General features: G+C 55.1%; 14 protein-coding genes. 5 read left to right on the top strand and 9 right to left on the bottom strand.

The features are described from left to right. The first annotated feature begins 183 nt into the window (after window positions 1-183). Together H7U12_RS09880 and H7U12_RS09875 are read left to right on the top strand one after the other, a co-directional pair. A complete protein-coding gene (locus tag H7U12_RS09880) occupies window positions 184-1,068 on the top strand; it encodes a beta-xylosidase (RefSeq protein ID WP_186636778.1) in 885 nt (294 codons plus the stop codon). Between the two features lie 317 nt (window positions 1,069-1,385). Further along, the gene (locus H7U12_RS09875) at window positions 1,386-2,327 is read left to right on the top strand and encodes a glycosyltransferase family 9 protein (RefSeq protein ID WP_186636776.1); all 942 of its coding nucleotides are present in this window, start codon (window positions 1,386-1,388) and stop codon (window positions 2,325-2,327) included. 164 nt (window positions 2,328-2,491) lie between these two features. Here the strand turns inward: H7U12_RS09875 and H7U12_RS09870 are convergent, their stop codons facing one another. Further along, the gene (locus tag H7U12_RS09870; RefSeq protein WP_206683907.1) at window positions 2,492-3,880 is read right to left on the bottom strand and encodes a Coenzyme F420 hydrogenase/dehydrogenase, beta subunit C-terminal domain; all 1,389 of its coding nucleotides are present in this window, start codon (window positions 3,878-3,880) and stop codon (window positions 2,492-2,494) included. Then, entirely contained in the window at window positions 3,877-4,989 is a 1,113-nt protein-coding gene (locus tag H7U12_RS09865) for a polysaccharide pyruvyl transferase family protein (protein WP_186636774.1), read from the bottom strand. The genes H7U12_RS09870 and H7U12_RS09865 overlap by 4 nt, the downstream gene beginning before the upstream one ends. Before the next feature lie 357 nt (window positions 4,990-5,346). Between H7U12_RS09865 and H7U12_RS09860 the strand changes: the two genes are divergently transcribed. Together H7U12_RS09860 and H7U12_RS09855 are read left to right on the top strand one after the other, a co-directional pair. Further along, on the top strand, window positions 5,347-5,949 hold the full coding sequence (locus H7U12_RS09860) for a histidine phosphatase family protein (protein ID WP_186636772.1): 603 nt from the start codon (window positions 5,347-5,349) through the stop codon (window positions 5,947-5,949). 529 nt (window positions 5,950-6,478) lie between these two features. Further along, the gene (locus H7U12_RS09855; RefSeq protein WP_186636769.1) at window positions 6,479-6,763 is read left to right on the top strand and encodes a hypothetical protein; all 285 of its coding nucleotides are present in this window, start codon (window positions 6,479-6,481) and stop codon (window positions 6,761-6,763) included. Between the two features lie 455 nt (window positions 6,764-7,218). Here the strand turns inward: H7U12_RS09855 and H7U12_RS09850 are convergent, their stop codons facing one another. From H7U12_RS09850 to H7U12_RS09835, 4 genes are all read right to left on the bottom strand, one after another. Continuing rightward, window positions 7,219-8,685, bottom strand: a complete 1,467-nt coding sequence (locus H7U12_RS09850) for a glycoside hydrolase 5 family protein (protein WP_186636766.1) — start codon at window positions 8,683-8,685, stop codon at window positions 7,219-7,221. A gap of 191 nt (window positions 8,686-8,876) precedes the next feature. Then, window positions 8,877-9,461: a Pycsar system effector family protein gene (locus H7U12_RS09845; protein WP_186636762.1), complete on the bottom strand. Its 585-nt coding sequence runs from the start codon at window positions 9,459-9,461 to the stop codon at window positions 8,877-8,879. Between the two features lie 159 nt (window positions 9,462-9,620). Continuing rightward, a complete protein-coding gene (locus tag H7U12_RS09840; RefSeq protein ID WP_186636759.1) occupies window positions 9,621-10,178 on the bottom strand; it encodes an NUDIX hydrolase in 558 nt (185 codons plus the stop codon). Between the two features lie 89 nt (window positions 10,179-10,267). Next, entirely contained in the window at window positions 10,268-11,083 is an 816-nt protein-coding gene (locus H7U12_RS09835; protein ID WP_186636756.1) for a TIGR04290 family methyltransferase, read from the bottom strand. A 261-nt stretch (window positions 11,084-11,344) separates the two neighbouring features. Here H7U12_RS09835 and H7U12_RS09830 point away from each other — a divergent pair, with 261 nt between their 5' ends. Then, complete coding sequence (locus H7U12_RS09830; RefSeq protein ID WP_186636753.1) at window positions 11,345-12,136, top strand: polysaccharide deacetylase family protein; 792 nt, start codon at window positions 11,345-11,347, stop codon at window positions 12,134-12,136. A gap of 82 nt (window positions 12,137-12,218) precedes the next feature. Here the strand turns inward: H7U12_RS09830 and H7U12_RS09825 are convergent, their stop codons facing one another. The 3 genes from H7U12_RS09825 to H7U12_RS09815 all read right to left on the bottom strand — a co-directional run bounded on the left by H7U12_RS09825 (window position 12,219) and on the right by H7U12_RS09815 (window position 15,596). Next, window positions 12,219-12,821 carry a transposase gene (locus H7U12_RS09825; protein WP_241749280.1) on the bottom strand — a complete coding sequence of 201 codons (603 nt, stop codon included), beginning with the start codon at window positions 12,819-12,821 and terminating at the stop codon, window positions 12,219-12,221. Between the two features lie 95 nt (window positions 12,822-12,916). Then, the gene (locus tag H7U12_RS09820) at window positions 12,917-13,795 is read right to left on the bottom strand and encodes a 3-keto-disaccharide hydrolase (RefSeq protein WP_186636751.1); all 879 of its coding nucleotides are present in this window, start codon (window positions 13,793-13,795) and stop codon (window positions 12,917-12,919) included. 148 nt (window positions 13,796-13,943) lie between these two features. Beyond that, on the bottom strand, window positions 13,944-15,596 hold the full coding sequence (locus H7U12_RS09815) for a carboxylesterase/lipase family protein (protein WP_186636749.1): 1,653 nt from the start codon (window positions 15,594-15,596) through the stop codon (window positions 13,944-13,946). Between the last annotated feature and the right edge of the window lie 18 nt (window positions 15,597-15,614).

Raw genomic sequence — 15,614 nt, 5'->3', positions numbered from 1 at the left:
TCAGCGCGGGCTTCAGGGCTGGGTATCGGGTTGGCTTGTTTATAGGCCACTTTCCTTAAAACAGGCTTAAAACGGTCGAGGTGCCTATTGAGCAGGTGCCCGCGTCAGCCGCCAAAATGTGCTTCCCAACGCCAGGGCGCGGGTCATCTGCGTGCGGCTAAAAGATATGCTAAGTAAGAAACTATGATAGAAGCAGTTAAATTCTGGAACGAACCAAACAACAAATCGCACTGGGCTTTCGAGATTGACCCCGAATGGCGCATCTTCTCCGAAATGGTCAAGCTGGGTGCCCAGGCCGTGAAAGCCGAGAAACCCGAAGTACTCCGCGTGCTGGGCGGCATTTCGCCCATTGATCCGCACTTTATCACCAAACTGAAAGACCAGGGAACGTTGCAGGACCTGAACGCGGTGGCCGTACACGGCTTTCCGCTGGATTGGAACCTCTGGAGCATCCACGAGTGGCCCGATAAAATCTCCGAGATTGAAGCCGTGACCGACCTGCCCGTATGGGTGACCGAAGTGGGGATTTCCACATTCGGGGCCGAGGAAGTGCAGGAGTTCGGCCTTCGGAAAACCGCTGAGTTGCTGATGGGCCGCGTGGACCGCATTTTCTGGTACAGCCTCTATGACTTGCCGCAGGCCTGGGAAGCCACCACGCGCCACCGCGAGGCCGAGGGTTCTTCGTACTACCGCCATTTCCACATGGGGTTATTGAAAGAAGACGGAACGCCCAAGCTGGCGCACAAGTACTTCGCTGATTATACCCCCGAGATGGGCATTTGCCAGTGGTTCCACTTTGAAGACCATCGCCTGGATGCCGCCGTCAAACACCTCAAAGACATGGGGGTGAAGAAACTTAGAACCGGCCTGAGCTGGGCCGATTGGCTGCGCCCCGATGCCGAGAAGTGGTTTGACCGCGTGATGCTGGCCCTGGACGATTTCGATGTGACCGCCACGTTCTGCTTCACCCCAGAAGCTAAGGGTATTCAGCCGCACCACACCAGTCCGCCCCAGAACGTAGAAGAATTCGCTGATTTCTGCGCTCTCATGATGCAGCGCTACGCCTAAGACTTTCCCGATGTCATCTTAGTAAAGGCATCTCCGTTTAGGGCACGTTTTCTGTAAAACAGGCTCTAAACGGAGATGCAATTAGATAACTTATATTAGGACTTACGAAATGTACTATCACCCACTATGGCGCGGAAGTTACTTCCGTGACTTACTAAAGTTTCAAAAGTCACGGAAGTAAATCCGCGCCATAGTAGAATCTTTTATTAAAACCATAGCGAGTCTCCTCCTTAGATGGTGTCATTTCGGGCTGTTTTACAGGAAACAGCCTTGAAACAGATAAACCGAGCTTACCAACACCTCATTACCCACCATTTATGAGCCAGACCCAACAGGAAGAAACCCCCGATGTTTGGATGCTGAACATGCGCCGAGGCACCTTTGAAGAGGCCTGGAAGCACAGCGATGCCGTCCTGAAAGAGCGGGCTGGGAAACCGTGCTGGCATTGGCCCCGGCACTTCCAGTACATCTGGGACGGCTCCTCGCTGGAAGGCAAACGCGTGTTGGTGCGCTGCTACCACGGGCTGGGTGACACCATTCAGTTCATCCGGTTCGCGCCTCAGCTCAAAGCCATCGCCAGAGAAGTGATTGTCTGGGCGCAGGCCCCGCTCATCCCGCTCCTTGAAACCGTAGAAGGCATTGACCGGCTGCTGCCCCTGCACGACGGCACCCCGGACGTGGAGTACGACGTGGACGTGGAAGTGATGGAACTAACCCACATCTTTAGAACCACCATCAACACCATTCCTTCCCAGATTCCTTACCTGCAGGTAGAGCCCCTGCCGCTGCCCGACGAAAACAAGAAGCTGAAGGTAGGTTTGGTCTGGAAACCCGGCGACTGGAACCCGCATCGGTCCATTCCCTTTTCGTTTTTCGCGCCTTTGGCGGAGTTGCAAGGCGTTCAGTTTTATATTCTCCAGGCCAATGCCGCTGAGAACGGTTGGCAGGAAGGTTTCGGGATTCACCCTGGCGAGTTCAGTCTGTATGAGTACGCCCGCGTCATTAAAGGTTTAGACTTGTTGATTTCCGTTGACTCCATGCCCGTCCACCTGGCGGGAGCCCTGAACGTGCCCGTCTGGACGCTACTACATGCCCATGCCGACTGGCGCTGGATGGATGACCGACTGGACAGCCCCTGGTACCCTTCCATGCGCCTCTTCCGGCAAGAAGTAGTAGACGATTGGGCCGGCGTAATTAAGCGGGTGGCAACTGAGCTGGAGAAGCTAACGAACAAGGCACACACACCTTTGTCGTCCTGAAAGGATCCCGTGGGCGAACTAGAATAGCGCAACATAAACGCTACCGCCGTTCACCTACAAGATCTTTCCAAGATGACAAAAGAGGAGGTAGACAAGTCTTTTATGATTTAGCCCTGTTTTGCTAAAAGGACACTAAAAAAGCGGAGGGCTGCCCCTCCGCTTTTTTAGTGTCCTTTTAGCTGTTCATACCGATTCTTGATTTCCTTGAAATTGCCCTGGTGGTAGGCAAAGCCGTGGTAAGCGGCCAGAGACATGCGGGCCCAGTCAATGTACAGTTGCGGGGTTTGCAGTTGGCGGGCCAGCCAGAACATCTTGTGACTCCCGATGGATAAATAATATCGCATCCGGTAAATCAGCTTGCGTTGCGGCGTAGGCGTCTTGTCGTCTGGCGTGACGCGCTTGCGGGGTTGTACGCCGCTGCGGGGCCACGTGAGGCGATAGGCCAAGCCTTCGCGGCGCTGCCGGAAACCGGCCGCCTGCGTCTGCTCCACAAAGCGGGCATCTACCTGCTCCAGTTGCAGCCGGCCTTCCTGAATGGCGTTGGACACCAGGCGGTCCACCAAGGGAGAGCGCACCACTACTACGTTGGTGCCGCGCCCGTCTGAGGAATACGGTTCCACCCAGGCATCGCCGAAGGAAATGTCAGAGGTTTCGGCCACTACATCGTCACAGTAATTACAGGCCGAGTTCATGTAGAAACCCGCACCCCAATCGCCGTCGGCGAGGTGCCACCAGTCGCGGTTCACGGAGTCTCCGTTGCGTAGGCTGAGTTTGGCGTTGTACCAGTTGGCCGGACGGCTGGGGTCTTTCTGCCGATACTCTACGCGCTCCACCTCGTCTACGGGCACGTCCATCTGCCAGGCGAAACTCTCCACAAAGCGGGCGCTCTTCATGTGGCCGCAGAAAAGGCCCAGGGTGTACTGAATGCGTTCGCGGAAAAGCGGGTCTTCCTTCCGGAGGAGCTGCACGGCTTTGATGAAACACGGAATGCCCACCACCGCGTAGCGGCCCGGCACGTCTCTGATCAGCGAAAGCACTTCTGACAGCTCAATGGGGTAGTAGCGGGACTTGGCTCCCTCTCTGATCTCGGCCTCGGTGCGGGCAATGCGGTAGCGGAAGTAGCGGCCGTCTTCCTGCGGGTCCTGCGTGGCGATCACGTGGGCCACGCCGTCAATCAAGCCCTGGCGCAGCAGTTCGGTGGCGACCCAGGTCACCATGCCGCCCGAGCTGCCCTGCATCCGGAAATCCTCCTCAGACACGTGCCCCACGTACGCCGACTGGAATCGGCCTAGGGCATTGTCCAGAATGGGAGCCTCGGGGAAGAGTTGGGCACCCAGGAAATCTTCGTTCCGGGAGCCCGGCGAGAACGGACAGGTTCTGGTGAAGCTTTCTGAGCTGCTGTTCAACCATTGGGAGTTGCCTTGCGGCTTCAACTGGCCGTAGGCGTCAAAGTCCATGCGGGTGTCGGGGCGGTTGGCCTGGGCCACGCAGCTGCCGCAGCCAATGCACAAACCGGAGGTGACAATGTCACGGGGGCTTAACAGGTCTTTCATGCGACGGATACTTGTTTAAACACCAAAGCCCGGTCAAGATAGGCATCAGAGGTTTTCCGCAATTGGTCTATCTTCTGCAGGATCTCGGGGTTCAAGGGCTCGCTTAACAGCGTCTGGTAAACTGCCGAGGGGGTGCCTTCGGGGAGCAGGTGTTGTTCGCCCCCAATCTTTGCCATCAGCCCCTGTAACTTATGCCGGCGGTACGGCGAGGATTCACACACGAACGGCTTGGCGTTGCGCAGCGCGAACACGCAGCCGTGGAAGAAGTTGGTGGCCACGGCCTGGGCGTTGGCCATAAAATGCGCGAAGTCATGCGGATCGGTGGTGATCCACTGTTCGTCGGCCCAGTCGTTGCGGTACCCGAAACTGATGAGCGGCAGGTTCTGGCTATCGGCGTATTGTCTGATTTCGCGGGTGAAGGACTCGGTGAAGTTGTGTCCGTAAACGGCTACGTAGCGTCTGCTCAGAATCTCGTGGTCGCGGGCATCGGGGGTGATGGGGAACTGCAGACACGGGTCCAGCACCATCTCGGGCTCAAACCCAAGGGCGTTTTGGATAATGGTCTGCGAGTTGGCGTCCCGCACTGAGATGGCGTCAAAATTGTTCCGGAGCTTCTCGGCCCAGTCCTGCTCCAGGCCCCAGGCCGCGTCATAGTTCCCAAAGCTGGCGGCATAGGAAATGAGGTGCTGCGCTTTCACGCCATCACCATAGAAAATGGGGCAACGGCCGTACCACGGGTGTGACATGTTCCAGACCTCGTCACTGCCTACCACCACCACATCGTAGTCTTCCATCTCCGCGGGGTTGTCCAGCTGGAAACGGGGCGAAAGCGGCAGGGTGTCAAAAACGGAGAAGAACTTCCGGATTTTCTGGCGGTACAGCGGCCGGTCTGAGGCGGGAACCGGCGTGGGCAGCACCGGCTGGAAAGCGCATTTCCATTCCACCAGGTTCACCCGGCGCGAGTCATGGTCCAGGATTTCGGCCTGGTGGCCGCGGGCCTGCAAGCCCTCAGTCAGGCAGCGGGCCTGCCAGTAACTCCCAAAATTAATGCAGCGGTGAAAGGTCAGTACCCCAATCTTTAAAACAGGTTTGTTTGTCGTATTCTCCAAGGTGTATCAGTGTTTGTGTTGCGCATTCTGCCGGTGCATACGGGCAGAAACAGGGAAATGGGTAGGACGGGATCGCCACCGATTCATGCCAACGGCTCCCCTCTGGTTTAGGTTCTACAAGGATGACCGCAAAATGCCTTTTCGGCTGGTTTTCAGCGGTATCCTTTCCCTGAAAGATAAAGATATTTTCTTTGTTTTCAGGTGCCCGCCAAAACCAGAAAGGTACCTTGCCCGCGGATAAAACGGTTTGTGCCGCCAGCCGTTTAAAGACACGGCTTGTTCCGTTTCGGGCTCCTTTTCAGAAAACGAGCCGAAAACGCCGGCCAGGAAACCAGCACCAGCACTTCAAACCAACCCATGACCAAACTTTTACTGATTCGCCACGCCACCACAGACTCGGTGGGCAAACGATTATCGGGCCGCACGCCAGGGGTGAACCTAAACGAGGAAGGCCAAGCCCAAGCCCGGCAGTTGGGGCAGCGCCTCGCCGGTTTGCCCATCGCGGCCATTTACACCAGCCCCCTGGAGCGCACCCGGCAAACCGCCGATGCCCTTGCCCGGCACCACCAACTTACCTCGCTCGTGAACGAGGCGTTCCTGGAACTGAATTTTGGCGACTGGACGAACCTGAGCTTCGAAGAGCTGCACGGCAACCCGCAGTTTCAGCAGTTCAACACCTTCAGGAGCGTGACCCGCATTCCGGGCGGCGAGATGATGCTGGAGGCCCAGGCACGTTTTGTGGCCGGTTTACAGGAACTCTGCCAAAAACACCCGCATGAAACCGTGGCGGTGGTAAGCCATTCAGACCTCATCAAAGCGGCGGTGGCCTACTACGCTGGTATTCCCCTGGATATGTTCCAGCGCCTGGAAATCAGCCCCGCCTCCGTGAGCGTGGTGGAGGTGTACGAAGAGACCGCCCGGATTATGGTGGTGAACGATACCGGCAGCTTGATGGCTTAACCTATAGTCCTATTGCGTTTTAGGGGTATTTTAAGGAAAACAGCCCTGAAACGGTAGATTGGATGAGGTAACCGAATTTGTTGAGTATAAACTGAGGCTTTCCGGGAGAAAAGAATTACTCACCCGTACCCCTTCCCAAGAGGGCAGGGCCGTTAAGTTCTACATTTAAGGTTTAAACTTCGGTGAAGCCTATTGCCATTCTTGTAGACTTTGAGGCTGCCGCCTCACTGAAGTTGCAAACTTCAGCTCAAGTTGGGTCCAAGTTGCAAACTTGAACCAGCTATATTTTTAGAACTTAACGGTCCTACCCCCAAGAGGGGAGTTTACTTCTTATGCAGAACTCCCCTCCTCGGAGGGGTAGGGGTGGGTTCACACGCGTTGGTAATCGCAACTCGCGCTAGAAAATCAGATGCTGGTTGTGCAAGAATGAGCCCATGTGCTTGCGAAGATTACTACCAGCAAGGGGGTGAATGGCGTATTTTGCAACTACACCAGAAGCTCACCGAAATCCTCTTAAACCTAGCTGCCCATGGACTTTGCAGATTTCCAGAAAACCCTTTCCGCACCTTCGCCTCCCGCAGGAACCTCCGTGTACCTGCAAGCCTTGTGGTATGATGCCCAAGGCCAGTGGGAGCAAGGGCATGAACTAATTCAGGATGTGCCGGACCAGAATGCCTCTTGGATTCACGCCTATTTCCACCGCAAAGAAGGGGACCTCTGGAACGCTGATTATTGGTATAGACGAGCCGGTAAGAAACGGCCTTCTGTTTCTCTGCAAGAAGAATGGGAAGCGTTAGTACGGACCTTTCTGTAACGCACTCCATACAAGAGCGAAGCCGTTTTAAACCAATGCTCACGCATTTCGCTCCTCTTTGAAGGTTGGTTTCTGTTTCAATGGTTTGGTTCCATCAAGAAGGCAACTACTGTCTATTTTGAGCCTCACGGCTCACTGATTTGCAAACTTCAGCTCATTTTAGGTCCAAGTTGGAAACTTGAACCAGGTAGATTTTTAGAACTTCACGGCCTTACTCTTGGAAGGGGAAGATGACTCTTGTTGAGGTAGACACCATCTATGGCGCGGAGGTGACTTCCGTGACTTAAGATAGTGAGTCACGGAAGTAACTTCCGCGCCATAGGAGCGCCCATCATGACGTGCATCAAAACCATAGAAGTCACCTCCGCGCCATAAGAGCTTTACCTAATCCTTGCCGTTTAGGAGCTGATTTCAGGAAAGCAGCCCCTAAACGGCTACAAGCGAACCAAGCTGTTTTAACCTATTTTCACTACGGCGATGGCGACATCAGTCCGGACGGAGGGTACGGTGAAGCAGCAAAAGCCCTCCCAGGCATCCGTCTGGAATTGCTCCCGGATTTTTCCTTCCTGCGTGTTCCAGGTGGTGATCTGGTACTTGCCGTCTTCCAGATACGGGATGTGCAGCTCCACGTTCAAAGGCGTGGCCTCGGGGTTCATGAGGCGTTTGCGTTGGTAGAGGGCATCTGTTCGTAAAAGCCAGACCACGGCCTGTTGCGTATCGCCGCAGCCCATCACCGCGAAGGACGGTGCAGAGCACTTGATCTCCTGGTTCAGGTTCCTTCGACGGAAGGTGGCCCAGTGGATCAGGTCCAGAAAACCTATCATGTTTTTCTGGGCCACGCGCATGCCGGGGGTTAAGGTGTGCGGGTGCCGGTTGGGCCAGCGCATGCCGCCGCCCGCCGCGCCAGAAGCCAGGTGCGCCCACTGAATGTGCCGGAAGTACTCGTCGTCAAATTCGGGGGCCAGCGTGTGTTTTTTGTCTTTGAACAGGTGAATGGGGCCGTGCTCACTGTCGAAAAAAGGTCGGTTGGCGGGGGCGTGCTCCAGGGCCTCGCGCACCAGTTCGCCCACTTTGATGGCCGAGTCTACCGTGTTTTTGGGGTAGTCAATGGTTTTGGCGTCATAGAAATGGGTACTGGCGAAATCCAGGAGCGGGTGCCGGAAAATAGTATCGGCGGTGTCTGGGTTGGTGTACAGGATGGGCCCAAAGATGGAGATGGTCTGCGGGTGCGAACGGCCGTACAAGCGCATCTCCAGATCGCGTACGTGGGTGCTCAGCTCCGTGGCCACGGCCGAGAAGTTGGCCGAGCTGTTGCCCATGTGAGCGGGGTGCATTTCGTTCCAGAGATCCCAGGCGAAGAGCACGCCGCTGCCGCCCCAGCGTTCCACCACAAAGGTGAGCCGGGCTTTGATGGCCTGTAGGGTATCTGGGCAGAGAAGCCACTGGCCCCGATTGGCACAGGGGCCACCCAATTGCTTGTTGTAAGGGTGGTACTTCCACTTGAGCCACATCCAGAAGGTGTCATAGGGCGTGAGCAGAATACGCAGCCCGTACTTGGCGCAAAGGGCGAAAAGATCATCCCAGAGCTTGATCATGCTGGGGTTGAACGTGCCCGCGGGTTTCTCAAAGTAGCGGTGCTTCACTTGGGCGTATTCCAGCATGAGCCGGAGGCAGGTAACCCCGTGCTGCTGGAGGTACGCCAGGTACTCTTCCACGGCCGCCAGGTTCTTGCGGCGGAACAAGCCTTCCAGCTCCGGCCAGGTAATGGCATCGTTCTGGCCCACGGGTGTCCAGGGCTGACCGTCTTCGGTGATGAAATAAGGAGCGTCTGGTGCTACCTGAATCCAGGGCAGGGAGGCGGTAACAGGTAAAGGCGAAGTCTTGGAAGCAGGAGCAGGTGGTAAGAGAGAGGCTTGACGCATATTTCTTTGCTTGCTGTGAATGGGTTGGTCCTGTGATCAGCGGCGCATAGACCAGCCGATGCTATTTGGTGTAAGATTGGTGTCTGGGCAATAGATAGCCAGGCGAAACGGAGATTTAGCCTGGCATGGTTAAACGTAAAGAAGTGGGGCAGGGATGAGGAATAAATACTGAAAACCGGGGCGGCAGCGGCCTAGAAAAACAGTTCCGTCACCACAAAGGAAAGCACGGAGATCACAAAGCCCACCATGAAGAAGATGTAGGCAAACCGCAGGCTGGTGTATTTCTTCTGCAGCACCAGACCCAGGTGGTAGTTGTCTTTGATCATGCTGCCGTACAGGCTTTGGGAAGTAGTCATCAGCTCGGTGATACCGGCCTCATACTCCAGCAGGGTCATGCTGTGGTAATCCCCGAAGAACATGAGGTTGACCTTCTCGGCGGCGGGGTCGCGCTGCACCGGTTTGTTGCGCTTGATGCGGGGCATGGTCACCAGAATGGCCATGACCATGGTGGTCAGGGAGGTGAACAGAAAAAGAATGGCCGGCACAATCAACTCCGGTTCGGTGTCCAGTTTCCGGAACAGCACCGAAAGCAGGATGGAAACGATGATGGAGTTGATGGTAAGCAGGATATGGGCCTTGTTGTCGGCCATGTCACTGAGGCGCATCTGGTTCGCGGCGGTGATCCGGAACATGGTTTCCACGCCTCTTCTTGATTTGTCTGACTTGTCTTTTTTCGTTTTCTCTTCAGGGAGTTGTCCCTTGTTCACTTCAGCCATTGCGCTGCTGTCTTTAAGTATAATGGGGATTTGGCGTAACCGGATTTCTGCAAGGGGCAAGGTGCCTTCTTCTGCTGTTACATTCCCTATACTTAGTTTTGGGCTTGTGGTTGAGCAATCTTTCTACTTTCTTTCCGGGGAGCCGCTGGGGCCTTGATGCTAAAGGCGTTGCAGATGCTTGAGCGCCAAAAAACACAGCGCCACCGAACCAGAGACGCAGATTTCGCCGTTCAGTACCTTGGCCAGCACCTGGTCTAAGGGTACCCGCACCACTTCAATGTCTTCGGTCACATCCAGTACTTGAGACTGCTCCACGCGCACATTCTGCGCCAGGAACAGGTGAATGCGGTTGGTGTCTTTGGCCGGATTGTCATGTAGTACGGCAAGGGGCACCAAGTCCTGGGTCAGGACCGCCCCGGTTTCTTCGAGCAGTTCTCGGGTGGCGGCGTCCTCGGCTTTCTCTTCATTGGGGAAGAAGGAACCGGCGGGCAGCTCCAGGAAGATTTTCTGGGCGGCGTGCTTGTACTGCCGAACGAACAGCACCTCGTTCTCCTGGGTGACCGGAAACACGTAGGCGCCATCGGGCCGCTCGCTGACAAAGAAATCATCTACCACATGGCCGTTGGGTAGTTCCACCTCGTCTCGGCGCAGGGTGTACCACTTGTGTTTGAAAGCAATCTGGGAGCGAAGCAATCGCCAGGGGCGGGGGGTAGACATGATTCTAACTTGTTTAAAAGCAAAGATGCTCGTTTTTAGCCTTATTTCAAGAAAATCGGCTAAAAACGAGCATCCGTTATTTGGTGCGCTTAGCGTGTGAGCGTTCGGTTTTTGCCTTCTACTTTGGCGGCCACGGCTTCTTGCCAGGCCTGGCCGGTAGCCGAGAGCAGCTCTGAGCTGTTCCAGGTGTGGGTGCTGTTCTGGTTTCTGGGGTCTGGCTCGCAGACGTAGATCTCGTGGTCTGGCTTCTGGGTCACTTTCAGGCCGCAGGAACGCAGCATGGCCTCAATGCAGGCGTGGTTGGGGGCCCACCAGTTGGTCACATCGCCGGCCAGTTTGTTCTCGATGAACGCCATCTTGGGGTAGCCTTCCTCCAGCATCACCTCGCGCTCGTTGAACTCAATATCATTGGGGATTTCGGCCACTTCCTCGCCCGGCATGGTCAACGTCTGGAACACCATGAGGCGGGTGGTTTTCTGCGACAGGATGTCCAAAGACAGCAGCGGGTAGCGCAGGTGGTACATCACGCCCATGTACCAGATGAGGTCGAATTTCTCTTCCAGGCGCGCTACGTCGTAGACCTGCATCTGCCGGAACTCCACCTTGTCATCAAGGCCAAACTTCTGGGCCACCCACGCAGCTTGGCGCAGGTAATGCGGGTCTACGTCAATGCCCAGCACCGAGGCGCCGCGTTTGGCCAGTTCCATGGTGTAGAAGCCCGCGTTGCAGCCCACGTCCAGCACGCGCCAGCCGGTTAAATCCTGCGGGATGTAGTCTTTGATGTGTTCCCATTTAAAGGCCGGGAAATCGCCTAAGCTATGGTTAGGGGCAGTCTGGGTGCCGTCGGGGAGGTGCAGGTTATGAAACCAGGGGCCTAGTTGGGCTATTTCCTGTGTTAGATCCATAGGGGGTGTTTGCGTTAGAGAATGAATTCAACCGCTTTTACGGAAAACAGGATAGTAAAAGTTATATGTTTATGCGGGGAACGGAAATGGCCTCGGCGTCTGACGTGGGCGGGATCGGAAAACTGCCTGAACCAGAGTTTTTTGCCTGTTTTGAACCTGTTTTCAGAAAATCTGGCCTAAAATGTGTCACTTGTAACGGAGTTCCTGTAACTTCATACACGGGCGTGTGTCTCGTCCTTCACTTCCTTCTCACCAAACAAAATGAGTTTAAAAAGAACCCTGACTTACCTGCTCTGCCTCATGAGCGTTTCTGCATTTGCGCAGGACTGGAATAAGAAAAAATGCGCCGTGGTCTTGACCTATGACGATGCCCTCAATACGCACCTGGACCAAGTAATCCCGGCCCTGGACTCGCTGAAACTGAAGGGTACATTTTACCTCATCGCCTCCTCTCCGGCGTTCACTAAGCGCTTGCCCGAGTGGCGGAAGGCGGCCGCCAACCACCACGAACTCGCCAACCATTCCCTTTTCCACCCCTGTAACGGAAGCCAGCCCGGCCGTAGCTTCGTGATCCCAGACTATGATCTGGCCACCTACACCGTTCGCCGCATCACCGACGAAATCAAAATGACGAACGCCGCCCTGGAAGCCGTAGATGGGAAGAAGGAACACACCTTTGCCTACCCCTGCGGCGATACCCAAGTAGCCGGCGTTAATTTTATAAATAACCTGAAGGGAGACCTAGTGGCAGCCCGCGGTGTGCAAGGTGTCTACGTACCCAAAACCCAGACCGACGTGTACAACGTGGGTTCCTTCATGATCAATGGACAAACCGGCGAGGAACTGATAGCGATGGTGAAAAAGGCCCAGGAAACCAACAGCATGATCGTGTTCCTGTTCCACGGGGTAGGCGGCGAGCACTCGCTGAACGTCTCGCTGGAGGCGCACCGGAAACTGCTGCAGTACCTCAAGAAAAACGAAAAAGACATCTGGATCACCACCTTCCTGGAAGCCGCCAAGCACCTGAAAGCGACCGCTTCCGCGAAGAAGTAGTCTGGTTTCTAGTTGTAAAACCCCGTCTGCTTTGGGGCCGTTTTCTGAAAAACGGCCCCAAAGCAGACGGGGTTTTTGTTTGTTATTTTAGCTTATCAGTCTCCCAATTCAGAGGATTGTCCTGGATGTACTCACAGATAGAAGCATACTCTTTCTCATCCCTGATAATATGCTCCCAGTAATTCCGCTGCCATAGTCTATTGTTGAAAGCAATCCAACTTTTTGCTTTCACTCCTCGAATGTACTCCACAGTAGTGATGGATTTGAAGGCACTGATGATAGAGCTGATGGTAGGGGCAATCCCTTGTGGTTGCCCTTGCCCGAGGTTCCCGTCATTCGCTTGTTCTAACGTGGTTACTGCATCTTTTGCATTTTGGGCAACCACAAGGGTTGCCCCTACATTTTCAATAATGCCATGAAAATGATTGGGCATGATCACGTAGGGATGCAAGGCAACCGTAGGGAATCGTTGCGGCAGGGTAAGCCATTGTTGTTCCACCATTTTACCAGCTTCGTTCAAAATCATTGCAGAATCTGAAATTTCGCCAAACAGATACGCCTTGTCCTGCACGCAGAGGGTAATGAAATACAGACCAGCCTGCGCATAATCATAGCCGTGCAGCCGGATAGACCTACGATGGTGCAGCAGATGATTATAGGCCATTTCAGTTTCTGATTTGAACATGTAGGGGCAATCCCTTGTGGTTGCCCTTTCACCGTTAAATTATCATGCACGCTGTCATGCACGAGAAGGGCAACCACAAGGGATTGCCCCTACGCTTAGAAATACGCGGCGTATTCCTTCGGCATGGCGTCTAGTTCTTTGATCAGGATGTCTTTGTAGTAGACTTCGGCGGCTTCGCTCTGGATCTGGATTTTGCCTTTGGTGAGCGGGGTGGCTTTGTCGTTTTCCACGTAGCGGGAGTTTTGCAGCACCATCACCACCTGGCCGTTCACAATGTGCAGGCTTTTGCCCTGGAAACAGATCAGCTCAATCTCCGTCCAGTCGTTGTTTTTACTTTCGCGGTTTTCGCTGCGGAGGCACAGGCCGTCTCTCCCCGAGCCCCGTCCGAAAGAAAGGAACGGTTGTTTGGCATCGGCTACGGCGTTCATCATGCCCTCGGGAAGAAACGCTTTAATATCGATAGCCGAGTTGGCGATGCTCCAGTAGTCGCCGGTGTGGCCTTCCATGATTTGAAATTCCTGCGAGAGCATCCAGGCCCGCCAGTAATCTTTCCCGCTTTCGCCCACGGAATGATACAGCACGCCCGAGTCTTTGAGCAGGTCTTTGCGCGGATCAAACTTGTTCTGGCCCCACTTATATTTCAGCTTGAGGTGGTAATTCTCGTACTCCTGCTTGGTATAGACGCAGCCGTACACCTCGCCGCTTACTTTCAGCATGGGCTCGCCTTTCTCCTCCATGTACGTGAAGACCGTCTGGCCCTTTTGGTTGTACCCGATGGGCGCGATCTCTTTCCCCTGCGCATCTACCGGCACTTTGCCGTTGTACCCTATTTTATGCCGATAGCTTAGGTAAGTTTCCCAATGTGACAGGTTCTTGTCCAGCAGGGGAGTCCATTCTTTCTTGCCCAGGAAGGAAGACAAACCAAAGCAGAGGGTAAGGCAGGCGATAAGCCCCAGAGTGACGTTGATCTTCATGCAGATGCTGTTTTAGGTGCGTTTTAAGGAAAACAGGTGAAAAAGGGAAGGTAGGAAAGAATCTCTGAATATGGGAAACATGAAGAAGCCCACCAAAGGAAAACAACTGATTTCCCTTTGGTGGGCTTGCTGCGGCTAAGGAACGGTCTTACTTCTTAGACGAGAGTTGGTCCAGAAGTAAATAGCGGCCGCGGTGTTTCTCGGTCTCCAAGCGGGTGTTCACGTCTATGTTCATGTATGGAGCGGCATTGCCGCTGGTTACCACGGACCATTTGGGCAAGTTGGCCCCGTTGGGGTTGCCGGTTTTGATGAAGTTGGCGAAGTAGTCCTGCATAGTTTTGGAGACTTTGTAGTCATCGGGACTCCAGGCGTAGACTTTGTTCGTGGACAGGTTACCCATGGCGTATTCGATTTCGGCGGAATGGGACGCGCCGCGGGCGGGCGGAGCTTTGGGCGCGTTGCTGTCTTTGATGACCCCGCCGGCCAGCCCCGGCGTGGCATTGCCCATCTCCGGCACCATCTCGGGCCGAGGGCGGGAGTACAGGTAGCGGTACACGGGTTTTCCGCTGGTTTTGGCGTGCAGATCCATCCATTTCCAGGTGCTATAGGCAATAAACCGATCTCCGGCCAGATCAGTGGCGGCTTGCATCGCTTCTTCATCGGTGGTGACAGCATATTGCTTCAGGATTTCCCCGGCTTGCTCGCCATACAACCGCTGCACGGCCTTGGTGAAGTTCTCCACGGTAGGAGCTTCCTTGCCCAATAAGGCCTGGTAGCCCATTTCTTGCGAGTTCCAACCGGCCAGTAACGGAACCTTCGCCTGCTCACCGGCCGCGAAAATGGCGGCGGGAGTTTTGGGGAAGAAGTAGCCGTCGATGGTAGGGGGGAACCGAGCTACTCCGGGTTTTCCGGCTTCGTTCAGCAGCTGTTGCGCATCCATGGCGCGCAGTTGCGCCAGAGAAGTGGCGCCAATGCTGGTGGCGAATTTTACGCCGTTCTGCTCTCCCTCGGCCAGCGGAATAGGCCCGAAACTAGTATTCACCAAAGCCCCGCTTTCGCCAATGGCCCCCGCAATGAGGTTTCTGGAGAGCGGAGACGCCATCTGCGCACTCACGGACATGGAACCCGCCGATTCGCCGGCAATGGTCACCCGGTTAGGATCACCGCCAAACGCGGCGATGTTCTCTTTCACCCAGCGCAAAGCCGCCGCCTGGTCCAGGAATCCGTAGTTACCCGAACCCTTATACGGAGAGGCCTGACTCAGCTCAGGATGCGCGAAGAACCCGAACACGCCCAAACGGTAGTTCACGGTAATGGCCACCATGCCTTTGGTAGCCATGCTCTCTCCATCATAGCGCGGTTCTGACCCATCGCCGGCAATAAAACCGCCGCCATAGAAGTACACCAGCACCGGCAACTTTTCTTTTCCAGTTTTGGCCGGCGTCCAGACATTCAGGTACAGACAGTCTTCGCTCACGCCATTGCTCCGGAAATTCATGTCTCCGTACACCGGCAACTGCATGGCCCTCGGCCCGAATTGCGTCGCCTGGCGCACGCCCTGCCAGTTCTTCACCGGCTGCGGCTCCCGCCAGCGCAAATCCCCCACCGGCGGCGCAGCAAACGGCACCCCCTTAAACGACCGGATGCCGCTTTTCTCCAAGGTGCCTTCCAGCGTTCCGTTGGCGGTTTTTACCTGGTTGGCTGAAGTGGTAGCTGCTTTCTTGGTTTGAGCATTGGCTATGGGGGCCAAAAACAAGGCGAGCAGAAGCAAGGTTAGAAGTTTAGGAATTCGGTGGATCATGTCCCGTGGTTAGTTTTT

It is taken from the genome of Rufibacter sediminis, from assembly GCF_014269285.1.
Lineage (GTDB): Bacteria > Bacteroidota > Bacteroidia > Cytophagales > Hymenobacteraceae > Nibribacter > Nibribacter sediminis.
Note: the sequence above shows the minus strand (reverse complement) of the source record. Positions and strands in the feature narration are given on the sequence as shown.

Bases quoted from the DNA above. Each gene is read 5' to 3' on its own strand.
- H7U12_RS09880 (WP_186636778.1), top strand. From the start codon at position 184: ATGATAGAAGCAGTTAAATTCTGGAACGAACCAAACAACAAATCGCAC.
- H7U12_RS09875 (WP_186636776.1), top strand. From the start codon at position 1,386: ATGAGCCAGACCCAACAGGAAGAAACCCCCGATGTTTGGATGCTGAAC.
- H7U12_RS09870 (WP_206683907.1), bottom strand. From the start codon at position 3,880: ATGAAAGACCTGTTAAGCCCCCGTGACATTGTCACCTCCGGTTTGTGC.
- H7U12_RS09860 (WP_186636772.1), top strand. From the start codon at position 5,347: ATGACCAAACTTTTACTGATTCGCCACGCCACCACAGACTCGGTGGGC.
- H7U12_RS09855 (WP_186636769.1), top strand. From the start codon at position 6,479: ATGGACTTTGCAGATTTCCAGAAAACCCTTTCCGCACCTTCGCCTCCC.
- H7U12_RS09850 (WP_186636766.1), bottom strand. From the start codon at position 8,685: ATGCGTCAAGCCTCTCTCTTACCACCTGCTCCTGCTTCCAAGACTTCG.
- H7U12_RS09845 (WP_186636762.1), bottom strand. From the start codon at position 9,461: ATGGCTGAAGTGAACAAGGGACAACTCCCTGAAGAGAAAACGAAAAAA.
- H7U12_RS09840 (WP_186636759.1), bottom strand. From the start codon at position 10,178: ATGTCTACCCCCCGCCCCTGGCGATTGCTTCGCTCCCAGATTGCTTTC.
- H7U12_RS09835 (WP_186636756.1), bottom strand. From the start codon at position 11,083: ATGGATCTAACACAGGAAATAGCCCAACTAGGCCCCTGGTTTCATAAC.
- H7U12_RS09830 (WP_186636753.1), top strand. From the start codon at position 11,345: ATGAGTTTAAAAAGAACCCTGACTTACCTGCTCTGCCTCATGAGCGTT.
- H7U12_RS09825 (WP_241749280.1), bottom strand. From the start codon at position 12,821: ATGTTCAAATCAGAAACTGAAATGGCCTATAATCATCTGCTGCACCAT.
- H7U12_RS09820 (WP_186636751.1), bottom strand. From the start codon at position 13,795: ATGAAGATCAACGTCACTCTGGGGCTTATCGCCTGCCTTACCCTCTGC.
- H7U12_RS09815 (WP_186636749.1), bottom strand. From the start codon at position 15,596: ATGATCCACCGAATTCCTAAACTTCTAACCTTGCTTCTGCTCGCCTTG.